Origin of the sequence: Methylomicrobium lacus, assembly GCF_041897535.1 — a bacterium.
GTDB classification, from domain to species: Bacteria; Pseudomonadota; Gammaproteobacteria; order Methylococcales; family Methylomonadaceae; genus Methylomicrobium; species Methylomicrobium lacus_A.
The window spans coordinates 875916-888293 of sequence record NZ_CP169217.1; the positions used below are offsets into that span (position 1 = coordinate 875916).

Consider the following 12378-nt stretch of genomic DNA (forward strand, 5'->3'; position numbering starts at 1 on the left):
TCACACCGGCGCGCGTTTGGAGGCAGGCAGTCGCAGCCAAAACAACGCGCCCTGCCCGCTTTCGCCCAGTTCGATTTCTGCGCCGTAGGCTTTCAACAGCGAGGCGGCAATCTCCAGCCCCAGGCCGGTGCCGCCGGCGTTTCGGCGCGTCGTGAAAAAAGGCGTAAAGATTTTGTTGCGATTCTCGCGCGAAATGCCCGCGCCGTTGTCCTGCAAGCCGATTTTCATCCCCTCATCCAGCCGCTCCGCATGAATCCTGACCCGGTCCGCGCCGTGTTGCAGGCTGTTTTCGAACAGGTTGACCAGCACCAACTCGAGCACTTCCGGCGCGATCAGCAACGGCGCCGCCGATGCCATGTCCAGTTCGATAAGCAGGCCGCGTTCGGCATAGCGATGCTTCAGTTGCCCGACGACTTCGGGCAATAAGCATTCCTGACCGCTCGGCAGCGTCGCATCCGCGTGCGCGAGTTCGAGCAGGCGGTTGACCAGTTGCCTGAGCCGGTGCGTGTCGGCCAGGAGATTTGCGATGAAGCGTTGGCGGCGCTCCTCCGGCATCGTGTCGAGATGATCCTGCAACAGTTCCAGCGCACCCTGGATCGAAGTCAGCGGCGTTTTGAATTCATGCGAGACATGGGTCGCGAAGCGGCGGATGTAGTCGGTCCGCTCCGAGAGCGCCCGTGACATATCCGCAAAACTCGCCGAAAGCTGGGCGATTTCCTGAGTAACCGGATTTTGCAAAGGCTCGATGACTTTTTGTTCGCCGCTTTTGAGTTTTTCGGTCTGCCGGATCAACTCCCGGATCGGCCGCGCGATCGACGAGGAGACCAGCATCACGATCGTGACCACGATCAACAACAGACTGACACCGGCCAGCAGCACGCGGCCCTTGACCGCGTAGAGATGTTTCAGGATATTGTTCGGCGTGCGCGACAAATAGAACACGCCTTGCAGGCGGCCGTTTTCGAGCACCGGGAATGCGATGAAGACGCGGATGTTCGCGCCGCGGCTGATCGAATACAAAGGCGGCGGCGGTTCGTCCGAGATGCGCTGACGGATCACACTCGCATAGCGCCCTTGCAAGGCTTCCCCGACTTCCGGGATATGCGCGAGCGATGCGCCGACCTCCTCGCGCCCGGCGATTACGATGCCGTTCGGGTCAAGCAAACGGATGCCGGACAACGTGATGTGCTGCGTATCCTGCAAGACCGGGCGCAATAGCAGGCCGGCGCGGCGCGCCAGCTCGTCGGGCAAAGCCTGTGCGGCTGCCGCCGGGGGACGCGGCGAAAGGATAGTATCGAACAGGCTCAGTTCCGGAAAGATCGGCGCGTAAGGGGCACTCTGAGGCAACGGATAGGTTCCGGCATAGGCCTGGATGTCGGTGCGGTCCGACAGCTGCCTTCCATAGGGCTTACCATTCGTTTGCAGATTGCGCAGCAGCTGCCGATAACTCGCGGACAAGGCCGCCGCCTGCGCGATCAGTTCCCGCTCGGTCTGCTGCACCAGTTCGTTTTCATAGATCCGGAAGAAATACAGCCCGCCCAGCGGCAGCGCCAGCACCATCAACATCACGCTCAACAGGATATTGCGCAGACGGAACAGCCGGCGGCGCCAAAACGGCAGTCTGAAGCTCACTCGCATCCGGCCAGTTGATAGCCGACGCCGTGCACGGTCTCGATCGCGGCCCGGCAGCCCGCCTCGCCGAGTTTCTGGCGGATATGGCGGATATGGCTGTCGATCGTGCGGTCGCTGACATAAACGTTGTTGTCGTAGGCGCTCTGCATGATGCGGTCGCGGCTGAAGACGCGGGCAGGATGACGGATCAACAGCTGCAATATCGCGAATTCGGTTGCGGTCAGGCCGACCGCGATGCCGTCCCACAGCACCTTGTGCTGGGAGGGTAAAACGCTGAGCCTGCCATGCCGCAACAGCGACTCAGGTGCGACTACCTTCGGCAAAGTCTGCGCGCGCCGCAGAATCACATTGACCCTGGCGACCAGCTCGCGCGGGCTGAAAGGCTTGGTCACATAATCGTCGCCGCCGATTTCGAGGCCGAGTATCCGGTCGATCTCGTCGTCGCGCGAAGACAGAAACAGGATCGGCACATCGGAGTGTTTGCGGATTTCGCGGCAGACTTCCAGGCCGTCGAACTCCGGCATGTTGATGTCGAGCACTATCAGATCGCAAGGATCGGCACGGAATGCCTCCAGCGCGCGCCGTCCGTCTTCGGCCTGCCACACCTGCATGCCGGCCTTTTCGAGCGCAAAGCCGATCACGTCCCGGATATGGGCATCGTCGTCGGCAACGAGTATGCGTTTGCTCATCAGGCGTCCTTAGCAGTCAAAAAGTCATGCGGATCAATATAGAACATTCTAAGCCATCCGCTCGGCATTCCGAAACCGGAATCCGGTGGGTTTCCGGGAAAACAAAACCGAGTGCCACGATGATAGCCACCATCGCGAACTTGCCGATTTTACGCATGCGCCGTCTCCTTTTCTGATGCCAACTGCGCCGTTGCTTCCGCATCGCCCTGCCCGGTCAACCGGTACCAGTCGAGATGCCGCGTCGCCAGCATCAAACCGGCCAGCACGCCGAACAACAGCAAGCTGCCCATCAGCATCGCATAATCTTCCGCCTGCAGGATCACGTAGAGCACCGCATACAGCAGCGACAGACCAAAACCGAGCACGAGTCCGAATCTGCGGCTGCGCAGTATCGCGCCGAAATAACAGGTCAACAAGGCGGTACAGGCGAACGCGCCGATCAGGTATGCATAGAAAAACCGGATATGTTCGGACAGCGCGATCAACAGCAGATAGAACATCAGCAGCGCGGTGCCGACCAGCGCATACTGGATAGGATGCACGCGCAACTTTTTCAACAGTTCGAACAGAATCAACACAACGAAGGTCAGCACGACGAACAGTTCCGCGTATTTGATGCTGCGTTCGGATTCCTGATAGACATCGACCGGCTTCAGCAAATCGAAACCGACCGCAGCGTCGAGCAAAGCCAGGCAATTGCCTTTCCGGCAGGCATCCAGAGCGCCGCTGACATTGTACGAAAAGGACGAGGCGCGCCAGACCGCGCTGAAGCCGTCTTTGCCGATCTCGCGCGTCTCCGGCAGCAACTGACCGGTGAAGCTCGGATGCGGCCAGTTCGCCTTCAGACTGACGTCGGACTCTGCCGCAAGCAAGGCGAAATTCATCGCTCGCATGCCCCGAAGTTCCAGTTTGAACGCAAACGGCAGGCTCTCTGCGGCGGGCTCCAGTTTCAGCGCGGGCAGCGCCGCATGCATGCCGGCCGCCGCATCATGCAGATTGCCGCCCGGCTTGAACGGCAGGCTGGACTGCCCCCAGGTCAATGCAGAGGGTGCGACCACGCCGCGCTGATCGCGCACCAGCACGCTCAACTGCGGCTTGTCAAAGCGGATCGCGTTGCCCTTGTTCCGGGCCAGCAAATCCAGGACCGGCTGCGTGTTGAACTTGCCCGCAACCTGGACCTGGCTCTGATAGACAGGCACCTGGTAAATCCCGCGGTAGCGTTCGGAGCTAGTCAACTCGCTGGTGACATGCAACTGTTCCGGAATCAGATAGAGCGCATCGGACAGCGTCGCTTCCTTCACGATTTCCTTCTCTTTTCGGTTGCCATCGATGATTTTTTCCTTGGTGTGATAGGTCAGCACATAAGGTTGCACCAAGACCGGCCCCGCCAGCGTTTGCGCGCCGGGCCAGCTTTGCCCGATGCTGTCGTAAGCCTGCTGCCGCCAGCCTTGCCGCTCATAGACCACGCCGCCGATATAGGCGCGCGGAATCAACAGCAATAATATCAAGCCGAAAATAACGCCCAGTTTCAGATAAAAATTGTTTTTCATGACGGATGACTCCTGTGATTGATCGTCATGTCAAAATTTACCCGGCCGCCTTGCAGATCACGCGGCGGGGATTTGCAATTTCGGCGATTTATTGTGCAGTTTTCGTGCAGGACCGAAAGTCCTGTAAGTTCAGAGCGAATGACGGCCACTTTCGTATATAATGGGCGGTTTATTTATCGATTTATTTTTGCAACCGTTTTTTCCCGATGCCGAAAAAGAAAAGTCCGACGTTGTTTGAAGACTCGCTCGCCGAGCTCGAAGCGCTGGTCAACCAGCTCGAACAGGGCGATATTTCGCTGGAAGAGTCGCTGAAGTCGTTTGAACGCGGCGTTTTTCTAACCCGCACCTGCCAGCAGGCCTTGCAGGAGGCCGAACAGAAAGTTCAGATTTTATTGGAAAAGAACGGCGCGTCATCCCTGGAGCCTTTTACTGATGAGTAATGCGTTAAAAGAATACCTGAGCCTCTGCCAAAACCGCGTCGAACGGGCGCTCGAAGCGCGTCTGCCAAGCGACAACATCCTGCCGCAAAAACTGCATCAGGCGATGCGTTATTGCGTGCTGGACGGCGGCAAACGGATGCGCCCCTTGCTGACCTACTGCACCGGCAAGACGCTCGGCATCGAGCCGGAAGAACTCGACGGCCCGGCCTGCGCGGTCGAATTGATCCATGTGTATTCATTGATCCATGACGACCTGCCCGCGATGGACGACGATGACTTGCGCCGCGGCAAACCGACCTGCCATGTCGCTTTCGACGAAGCCACCGCGATCCTGACCGGCGATGCGCTGCAGGCGCTGGCCTTTGAAGTGCTTGCGCACGATCCGACGGTCACGGCCAGTCCCGAAAACCGGATCAAGATGATCACGACCCTGGCCAAGGCCAGTGGCTCGATGGGCATGGTCGGCGGTCAGGCGATCGATCTGGCTTCGGTCGGCACCAAGCTGAACCTGCCCGAGCTCGAAAACATGCACATTCACAAGACCGGCGCCCTGATCCGCGCGAGCGTGAATCTTGCGACCCTGGCCAGAGCCGATATCGATACCTCGGTCGCCTCCAAGCTCGATCAATACGCCAAATGCATCGGCCTCTCGTTCCAGGTCAAGGACGACATCCTCGACGAAGAAAGCGACACTGCGACCCTCGGCAAGACCCAGGGCAAGGACAAGGACAACGATAAACCGACCTATCCGGCCTTGCTCGGACTCGCCGGCGCGAAACAAAAAGCCCAGGAACTGCACGAGAAAGCGCTCGATTGCCTGAGTATCTTCGGCAGCGAGGCCGACCTGCTCCGCGACCTGTCGCTTTACATCATCGAGCGGGATCATTGATTCCCAACTTGATCAGTAAGGATTTAAATCGGATAATCGCAAGGTAAACTGCGCGTTCCAGCCGGCATCGCCGTGCTGGAACGCGCTGACCAGCGCGCTGCCCAACCGCCCGCGCCTTGACCCCGCAAGGAATCGAGTTAGAGATGAATTATTCAGGCCACACCCCCATTTTAGACACCATCAATCTTCCCGCGGACCTGCGCAAACTCAGAAAAAGCCAGCTGAAGCCGCTGGCGAAAGAACTGCGCGATTATTTGACGCATACGGTCAGCATTTCCGGCGGCCATTTCTCGGCCGGCCTGGGCACGGTCGAATTGACCGTCGCGCTGCACTATGTATTCAATACCCCGGAGGATCAGTTGGTCTGGGATGTCGGCCATCAGGCCTACCCGCACAAGATTCTGACCGGCCGCAAGGAGCGGATGACCACGATCCGCACGCACGGCGGCATCGCGGCATTCCCGTCGCGCACCGAAAGCGAATATGACGCCTTCGGCGTCGGCCATTCGAGCACCTCGATCAGCGCGGCCCTGGGCATGGCGATCGCCTCGGCCCGGAAAGGCGAGAACAAACAGATGGTCGCGATCATCGGCGACGGCAGCATCACCGGAGGCATGGCCTATGAGGCGATGAACCATGCGGGCAGCATCGATGCGAACCTGCTGGTGATTCTGAACGACAACGAGATGTCGATCTCGCCGAACGTCGGCGCGATGAGCAATTATCTGACCAAGGTGCTGTCGAGCCGCCTATACTCCTCCGTGCGCGAGGAAAGCAAGAAAGTGCTCAGCAACATACCGAGCGCCTGGGAACTTGCGCGCCGCACCGAAGAACATATCAAGGGCATGGTGGTGCCCGGCACCTTGTTCGAGGAGCTCGGCTTCAATTACATCGGCCCGATCGACGGCCACGACATCGACGTGTTGGTGGCTACGCTCGAAAACCTGAAGGCGATGCCCGGCCCGCGCCTGCTGCACATCGTGACCAAGAAGGGCAAGGGCTATGCGCCGGCCGAGAAAGACCCGCTCGCTTACCATGGCGTGCCGGCCTTCGACCCTTCCAAGGATTCGCTGCCGAAATCGGCACCCTCCCCGCACCCGACCTATACCGAGGTGTTCGGCAACTGGCTCTGCGACATGGCAGAGCAGGACGAGCGCCTCCTCGGCATCACACCGGCGATGCGCGAAGGCTCGGGTCTGGTCAAGTTTTCCGAACGCTTTCCGAAGCGCTATTTCGACGTCGCGATCGCCGAACAGCATGCGGTCACGCTCGCCGCGGGCCAAGCCTGCCAGGGCGCGAAGCCGGTCGTCGCGATCTATTCGACCTTCCTGCAACGCGCCTACGACCAACTGATTCACGATGTCGCGATTCAGAACCTGGACGTACTGTTCGCGCTCGACCGCGCAGGTCTAGTCGGCCCGGATGGCCCGACCCATGCCGGCAGCTTCGACTACAGCTTCATGCGCTGCATCCCGAACCTGCTAATCATGGCGCCGGCCGACGAAAACGAATGCCGGCAGATGCTCTATACCGGCTTCATCCACGAAGGCCCGGCCTCGGTGCGCTACCCGCGCGGCAAGGGACCCGGCGTCGAAGTGCAAAAGATGATGACCGCGCTGCCGATCGGCAAGGGCGAGATTCGCCGCCAGGGCAGCAAGATCGCGATTCTGGCCTGGGGCAGCATGGTGGCGCCGGCCCTGAAAGCCGCCGACCAGTTCGGCGCGACGGTCGTGAACATGCGCTTCGTCAAACCACTCGATGAGGCGTTGATCCTGGAATTGACCAAAAGCCATGAAATGCTGGTCACGATCGAAGAGAACGTCTTATCCGGCGGCGCCGGCAACGCGGTGAACCAATACCTGCAAGCGCAGCGTATCCTGATGCCGGTGTTGAATCTCGGCCTGCCCGATGCCTTCATCGAACAGGGCACGCGCGAGGAATTGCTTGCGATCGCGGGCCTGGATGCGAAAGGCATCGCGAAAAGCATCGAGGCGTTTTATCCTGAATTATCCCCGGAAGAACTTGCCGTTGCCGTTTGATGCGGCGATGCCGGTTGGGTTGCGGCTAGACGGCAACCCAACCTTATATTGAAACCTCCTTAGCCAAAAACCCAACCATGGACCGCTTAATCAGCAAAATCCGCGACATTCCCGATTTCCCGAAACCCGGCATCATCTTCAAAGACATCACGCCGCTGGTCAAAGACCCGGCCGCGTTGAAGTTGTCGGTGCATCAATTGATGCAGCCATTTTTGGGCAGCGAAATTACCGCGATTGCCGGCATGGAAGCGCGCGGTTTCATCTTCGGCTCGCTGGTGGCCTGGGAAATGGGATTGCCGTTCATTCCGCTCAGAAAGCCCGGCAAATTGCCTTATGACGTGCAAAGCGTCTCGTATGATCTGGAGTACGGTTCGGCGGTGCTCGAAGCGCATATCGACGCATTCGAACCGGATGACAAGGTATTATTGATCGACGATTTGCTGGCGACCGGCGGAACCGCCAAGGCCAGTTGCGAACTGATCGAAAAGCTTGGCGCTAAGGTCGTCGCCTGCGCTTTCGTCGTGGAACTGGATTTTTTGAACGGCAGAGAAAGACTGGATGCTTATCAGGTCCACAGCCTACTGCATTTTTAAATAGCGGGGCCCGTGAGACCCGCTCGTGTGATGCGAAATTATTTCGCCTTGCGGGTTTTGCGCGATTTTTTCTTCGCCCCTTCGGCTTGCAGCATTTGATAGTCTAAACGAGCCTTTTCATATTGGCTCTTCGCATCCAGGAAAGCCTGGCTATGCGCGCCGCCATTCTGAACCGCAGGCGCTTCAACAACCGGCGCCGAAGAGACCGCCGCAGCCTTGACCGGCTCAGCGCTCGCAGCCCCCTGAACCTGTGGCGCGGACTTTTCTATTCCTTGTTCCGGAAGACCCTGCTTCGCCTCTACCGGTTTAACGTCTGTCTCATTCGTCTTGGACTTCGCGGCGTCGCCGGACCTCGTCTCATCATCCAATAAATCGACTTCGAGATCGGCTAAATCGCTCTTCGCCTCCGCCTTGCCGTCGGTCGCCAGATTCTGCCGCCATTGCAGAAAGGATTCGCGGGTGAACACATAGGGATCGAGCGCCGCTTCGTCGATGAATTTCAAAGCGCCATCCGCATTCGCGCGCGCATTCACCATCGAGACCACCGACACCGGCACACCGATGCCGCCTAAATAAGTCGCAGGGTTCGCCGCAGTATCGAAAACCGACCCCGGAATACCGCGCGCCGTTGACGGACCCAGGAAGGGCAGCACCAGGTAAGATCCTTGCGGCACACCCCAGACCGCCAGGGTTTGTTCGAAGTCCTCATCGTTTTGTTCGAGCCCCGCATGCTTGGCGACATCGAACAAGCCGCCGACGCCGGCGGTCGTATTGATCAAGAAGCGCCCCGTGTCTGCGGCACCTTGCTGAAATTTCGCCTGCATCAGGTCATTCAGTACGACATTGATGTTCTTCAGGTTGGTGAAGAAATTCGCAACGCCGGTCTGCATGAATTCGGGAGTGGCCCATTTATAGGCATTCGCCACCGGCTCGGCAACATAATTGTCGACCTTGTCGTTAAAGGCAAAGATCTTGCGGTTGATATCCTCGTAAGGATCGGCCGGATTGGCCTGCGCAGCGGCGGCTTTCTCGCCGGTCGAGGCACAGCCGGTCAAAACCAGCGCGGCGCCCAAAACAAACGAGGCGGTAACAGAAGATAAAGGAATGCAGGGGCGGCCGCCGCCAAGCGCTTTGTTGATAAGCATGGGATTATAACTTTGAATAATTATCTATCTTTTCGTTGATCTTCGCGATTAAAGCGTCGAATCCTTCACGCTGTAATATGGTGGTGTATTCCGATCTTCTCAAGGCCAGATCACTGACGCCATCGGCAATAATATTGATGATGCGCCAACTGTCGCCTTTTTCCTTCAACCAATAGTCAAACTTATGCGACTTTTCATCCGGCACCTTGAACAGATAGTGCACGACAACGCCACCGCGCTTCGTTTGCTCTTCGCTTTCGAAAACGAACGACTCGCCGCCGTATTCCTTGAAATTATGCGCATAAGACGCAACGCTCAATTTACTGAATACATCGACCAGTTTGTCCTGCTGCTCGCTGGTCAGCTTTTCCCATTCCTTGCCGACGACGACCCGTGCAATCATGACCAGATCATGGCTCTCCGATACCGGTTTGACCAGTTTATCATATCTGCCTGCATATCCTAGCGTTTTGCCGTTTTTCATCACCTCGATCAATTCGGCCTGAAACTTTTCGACGACCGCTCTCGCACTCGTACCGCCAACCGCTCCGGCAAACGCCGTGACCGGCGCCAGCAGCACTAACAGCAGTACCGCCGTCCATTTTGATTGTTTTGCTACCATCATCTTAAAATCTCGAATCTTCATAAATTGCATGCTTAACAACGGACCGCAGGGCGGCGCCTTACGACGCCACCCTGCGCAACGACCGAATCGAGCCCCACCGATCCCGACTTATTCGACTCGGATAGGAATGCCGGAAAAAGTCGCCTGCGGTTTGGCTTCCGTATAAACCGGCGCGGGCTCAGGCACCATGTCGCCGCTGGTCCTCGGACCTTTGATCCCGGCCAAAATTCCTTTCAACGGATTTTTCAGCATGTCTTCGACCGCGGTCGCTTCGTAGCCGCAATGCGCCATGCAGTTTGCGCACTTAGGATTATTCACCGTACCGTATTTTTCCCACGGCGTGGTTTCGATCAACTCCTTGAAGCTGGACGCATTGCCTTCGTCGGCCAGCAGATAGCACGGCTTTTGCCAACCGAACACGTTGCGGGTTGGATTGCCCCACGGCGTGCAGTTATAGCTTTGATTGCCGGCCAAATAATCCAGATACAGCGCGGAGTGGTTCAATTTCCATTTACGTTTCTTCTCCTTGCCGATCCGGAAAATGCCGCGGAACAACTCCTTGACTTCCTGGCCTTTGATGAACACGTCCTGTCTCGGTGCACGCTCGTAGCTGAAGCCCGGCGCGATCGTGACGCCTTCGACGCCGAGTTCGGTCACATAATCGAGAAACTCGGCCACTTCGTGATCTTGTTCGCCCTGAAACAGCGTGCAATTGACGGTAACCCGGAAGCCCTTATCGAGCGCCAATTTGATCGCTTCGACCGCGCGGTCGAATACGCCTTCCTGACACACCGACGCATCGTGACGCTCACGCAGACCATCCAAATGCACCGAAAAAGTCAGATACGGGGACGGCTTATAATCGCCGATCCGTTTTTTCAACAACAAGGCATTCGTGCACAGATACACATATTTCTTGCGTGCGATGATGCCTTCGACGATTTGAGGCATTTCCTTGTGAATCAAGGGCTCGCCGCCCGGAATCGACACCATCGGCGCATTGCATTCATCGACCGCCTGCATGCATTCCTCATAAGAGAGACGCTTGTCGAGAATTTCGTCCGGATAATCGATCTTACCGCATCCGGCGCAAGCCAGGTTACAACGAAACAGCGGCTCCAGCATTAACACCAAAGGATATTTTTTGACGCCCTTGATTTTTTGCTTGAGCAGATAACTGCCTACGGTCAACTGTTGACGTAATGGAACTCCCACGAGCAAACCCTCCAAATAAATATCAAAAATAATTGCGGACGTGTTCGCCCCGCCATCCAAAAACAGCCAGCGGGCCGACTGTTGCACTCCAACAACATTTCGGTCACTACACAGCCAACGCCGCTGTTTTCGAGTAAAATAACGCAAAAAACAGACGCTTTTAGCGTCCGTCTGTTTCATTTTGGTGACTAGAATACTCTTTTTTTTCAAACGACTCCAGTTTTAACAACAAAATTCCTGAATTCCGCCACGGTTTCGCCATCGCCATTCACCCACCCCCACCTCGAACCTGCATCGCAACACCTTGTTTATACTTGTTTTATTAAACTTTACCAAATACCGAAGTGAACATGTTGGCAACAAAACAACATTACTTTGCAAATTGCCAACAAACAGGCTATCATTGCGATCAATGAACAGAAGTACTCATTTACTGGGCCAATGGATTACCGCTTATGAATAAAGATCGAAATTTTTTGAACGACCCTAAATCACTAAGCAAATTGCCTGACGACGCCTTTCAGACGGAGCTGCTTAAGGGGGTTTCGAGAACCTTTGCGCTGACGATTCCGCAGTTGCCGGCCCCACTGTATGGCCCGGTCGCCAACGCCTATTTGTTGTGCCGTATCGTCGATACGATCGAAGACGAGGTGTCGCTGACGGCGGAACAAAAAAGCTACTTTTGTTCCGAATTTATCGACGTGGTCAAAACCGGACTCAATTCCGAGCCGTTTGCGGCCGAATTGGCGCCCTTGCTGTCCGATAAGACGCTGCCCGCCGAGCACACCCTGATTCATGTGATGCCGCGCGTGATCGAGATCACGCATTCGTTCGATCAGGAACAGATCGACGCGCTGGCCGACTGCGTCGCGACGATGGCCGAAGGCATGTCCGCGTTCCAGTCGCAAAATCTGCAACATGGACTGGCCACGCTCGCAGACCTCGACAAATACTGTTATTACGTCGCCGGCTGCGTCGGCGAAATGCTGGCCAAACTCTTTTGCCATTACTCGCCGGCAATCGCAGAACACAGAGACGAGCTTCTGCGCTTGTCGGTCTCTTTTGGCCAAGGACTGCAAATGACCAACATTTTGAAAGACATCTGGGACGATGCGGAACGCGGCGTCTGCTGGCTGCCGCAGGACATTTTCCGCGAAGCCGGTTTCGACCTGAAGAACCGGGCTCCGGATGCGAACGACCCGAACTATAAGAAGGGTTTGACACACCTGATCGGCATCGCGCATGGCCATCTGCACAATGCCTTGCGTTACACCCAATTGCTGCCGCCGCATGAGTCCGGTCTCAGAAACTTTTGCCTGTGGGCGCTCGGCATGGCGGTGCTGACACTGAAAAAGATCAAGCACCACCTCGATTTCGACCGCTCCGAACAAGTCAAGATTTCCAGGAAAAGCGTGAAGGCGACGATTGTCGCGACCAAATTGACCGTACGCAGCAATCTCTTGCTCGGACTGCTTTTCCATATCGCCGGACGGGAACTCAAAACCCCCGACTGGCAGTACAGCGAACAAACTGAATTAGCTCAATTAAATCATTAAGGACA

The 12378-nt window shown here is 56.9% G+C and carries 12 protein-coding genes; 5 read left to right on the forward strand and 7 right to left on the reverse strand.

The genetic code is table 11. The features are described from left to right. Genes ACEPPP_RS03820 through creD form a run of 4 tightly spaced genes read right to left on the reverse strand, consistent with a single transcriptional unit; the run spans position 1 to position 3871 of the window. Positions 1 to 1632 (reverse strand): ATP-binding protein, encoded by a 1632-nt coding sequence (locus ACEPPP_RS03820; protein WP_374089729.1) that lies wholly within the window; start codon positions 1630 to 1632, stop codon positions 1 to 3. Next, the gene (locus ACEPPP_RS03825; protein ID WP_374089730.1) at positions 1629 to 2321 is read right to left on the reverse strand and encodes a response regulator transcription factor; all 693 of its coding nucleotides are present in this window, start codon (positions 2319 to 2321) and stop codon (positions 1629 to 1631) included. Before ACEPPP_RS03825 ends, ACEPPP_RS03820 begins: the two co-directional genes overlap by 4 nt. Positions 2322 to 2337: 16 nt before the next feature. After that, the gene (locus ACEPPP_RS03830) at positions 2338 to 2478 is read right to left on the reverse strand and encodes a hypothetical protein (protein WP_374089731.1); all 141 of its coding nucleotides are present in this window, start codon (positions 2476 to 2478) and stop codon (positions 2338 to 2340) included. Beyond that, a complete protein-coding gene (gene creD / locus ACEPPP_RS03835) occupies positions 2471 to 3871 on the reverse strand; it encodes a cell envelope integrity protein CreD (RefSeq protein WP_374089732.1) in 1401 nt (466 codons plus the stop codon). The genes ACEPPP_RS03830 and creD overlap by 8 nt, the downstream gene beginning before the upstream one ends. 206 nt (positions 3872 to 4077) lie before the next feature. On the opposite strand from creD, the gene ACEPPP_RS03840 reads away from it, so the two are divergent. From ACEPPP_RS03840 to ACEPPP_RS03855, 4 genes are all read left to right on the forward strand, one after another. Beyond that, the gene (locus tag ACEPPP_RS03840; protein WP_024297876.1) at positions 4078 to 4311 is read left to right on the forward strand and encodes an exodeoxyribonuclease VII small subunit; all 234 of its coding nucleotides are present in this window, start codon (positions 4078 to 4080) and stop codon (positions 4309 to 4311) included. Beyond that, positions 4304 to 5200: a (2E,6E)-farnesyl diphosphate synthase gene (ispA, locus tag ACEPPP_RS03845; RefSeq protein ID WP_374089733.1), complete on the forward strand. Its 897-nt coding sequence runs from the start codon at positions 4304 to 4306 to the stop codon at positions 5198 to 5200. The genes ACEPPP_RS03840 and ispA overlap by 8 nt, the downstream gene beginning before the upstream one ends. A 143-nt stretch (positions 5201 to 5343) precedes the next feature. Beyond that, the gene (dxs, locus tag ACEPPP_RS03850) at positions 5344 to 7239 is read left to right on the forward strand and encodes a 1-deoxy-D-xylulose-5-phosphate synthase (RefSeq protein ID WP_374089734.1); all 1896 of its coding nucleotides are present in this window, start codon (positions 5344 to 5346) and stop codon (positions 7237 to 7239) included. Positions 7240 to 7316: 77 nt separating this feature from the next. Next, positions 7317 to 7832: an adenine phosphoribosyltransferase gene (locus ACEPPP_RS03855; protein ID WP_374089735.1), complete on the forward strand. Its 516-nt coding sequence runs from the start codon at positions 7317 to 7319 to the stop codon at positions 7830 to 7832. Positions 7833 to 7870: 38 nt separating this feature from the next. On the opposite strand, the gene ACEPPP_RS03860 is transcribed toward ACEPPP_RS03855, so the two are convergent. The 3 genes from ACEPPP_RS03860 to hpnH form a co-directional block, all read right to left on the reverse strand. Continuing rightward, positions 7871 to 8977: a VacJ family lipoprotein gene (locus tag ACEPPP_RS03860; RefSeq protein ID WP_374089736.1), complete on the reverse strand. Its 1107-nt coding sequence runs from the start codon at positions 8975 to 8977 to the stop codon at positions 7871 to 7873. A gap of 4 nt (positions 8978 to 8981) precedes the next feature. Next, on the reverse strand, positions 8982 to 9599 hold the full coding sequence (locus tag ACEPPP_RS03865) for an ABC transporter substrate-binding protein (protein WP_374090881.1): 618 nt from the start codon (positions 9597 to 9599) through the stop codon (positions 8982 to 8984). 111 nt (positions 9600 to 9710) lie between these two features. After that, the gene (hpnH, locus tag ACEPPP_RS03870) at positions 9711 to 10817 is read right to left on the reverse strand and encodes an adenosyl-hopene transferase HpnH (protein WP_374089737.1); all 1107 of its coding nucleotides are present in this window, start codon (positions 10815 to 10817) and stop codon (positions 9711 to 9713) included. Between the two features lie 455 nt (positions 10818 to 11272). Here hpnH and ACEPPP_RS03875 point away from each other — a divergent pair, with 455 nt between their 5' ends. After that, on the forward strand, positions 11273 to 12373 hold the full coding sequence (locus ACEPPP_RS03875; RefSeq protein ID WP_374089738.1) for a phytoene/squalene synthase family protein: 1101 nt from the start codon (positions 11273 to 11275) through the stop codon (positions 12371 to 12373). Positions 12374 to 12378: the final 5 nt, after the last annotated feature.

Excerpts from the sequence above, each read along its gene's own strand:
- dxs (WP_374089734.1), top strand. The coding sequence starts at position 5,344 with ATGAATTATTCAGGCCACACCCCCATTTTAGACACCATCAATCTTCCC.
- ACEPPP_RS03860 (WP_374089736.1), bottom strand. The coding sequence starts at position 8,977 with ATGCTTATCAACAAAGCGCTTGGCGGCGGCCGCCCCTGCATTCCTTTA.
- ACEPPP_RS03865 (WP_374090881.1), bottom strand. The coding sequence starts at position 9,599 with ATGGTAGCAAAACAATCAAAATGGACGGCGGTACTGCTGTTAGTGCTG.
- ACEPPP_RS03875 (WP_374089738.1), top strand. The coding sequence starts at position 11,273 with ATGAATAAAGATCGAAATTTTTTGAACGACCCTAAATCACTAAGCAAA.
- ACEPPP_RS03840 (WP_024297876.1), top strand. The coding sequence starts at position 4,078 with ATGCCGAAAAAGAAAAGTCCGACGTTGTTTGAAGACTCGCTCGCCGAG.
- ACEPPP_RS03830 (WP_374089731.1), bottom strand. The coding sequence starts at position 2,478 with ATGCGTAAAATCGGCAAGTTCGCGATGGTGGCTATCATCGTGGCACTC.
- ACEPPP_RS03825 (WP_374089730.1), bottom strand. The coding sequence starts at position 2,321 with ATGAGCAAACGCATACTCGTTGCCGACGACGATGCCCATATCCGGGAC.
- ispA (WP_374089733.1), top strand. The coding sequence starts at position 4,304 with ATGAGTAATGCGTTAAAAGAATACCTGAGCCTCTGCCAAAACCGCGTC.
- ACEPPP_RS03855 (WP_374089735.1), top strand. The coding sequence starts at position 7,317 with ATGGACCGCTTAATCAGCAAAATCCGCGACATTCCCGATTTCCCGAAA.
- creD (WP_374089732.1), bottom strand. The coding sequence starts at position 3,871 with ATGAAAAACAATTTTTATCTGAAACTGGGCGTTATTTTCGGCTTGATA.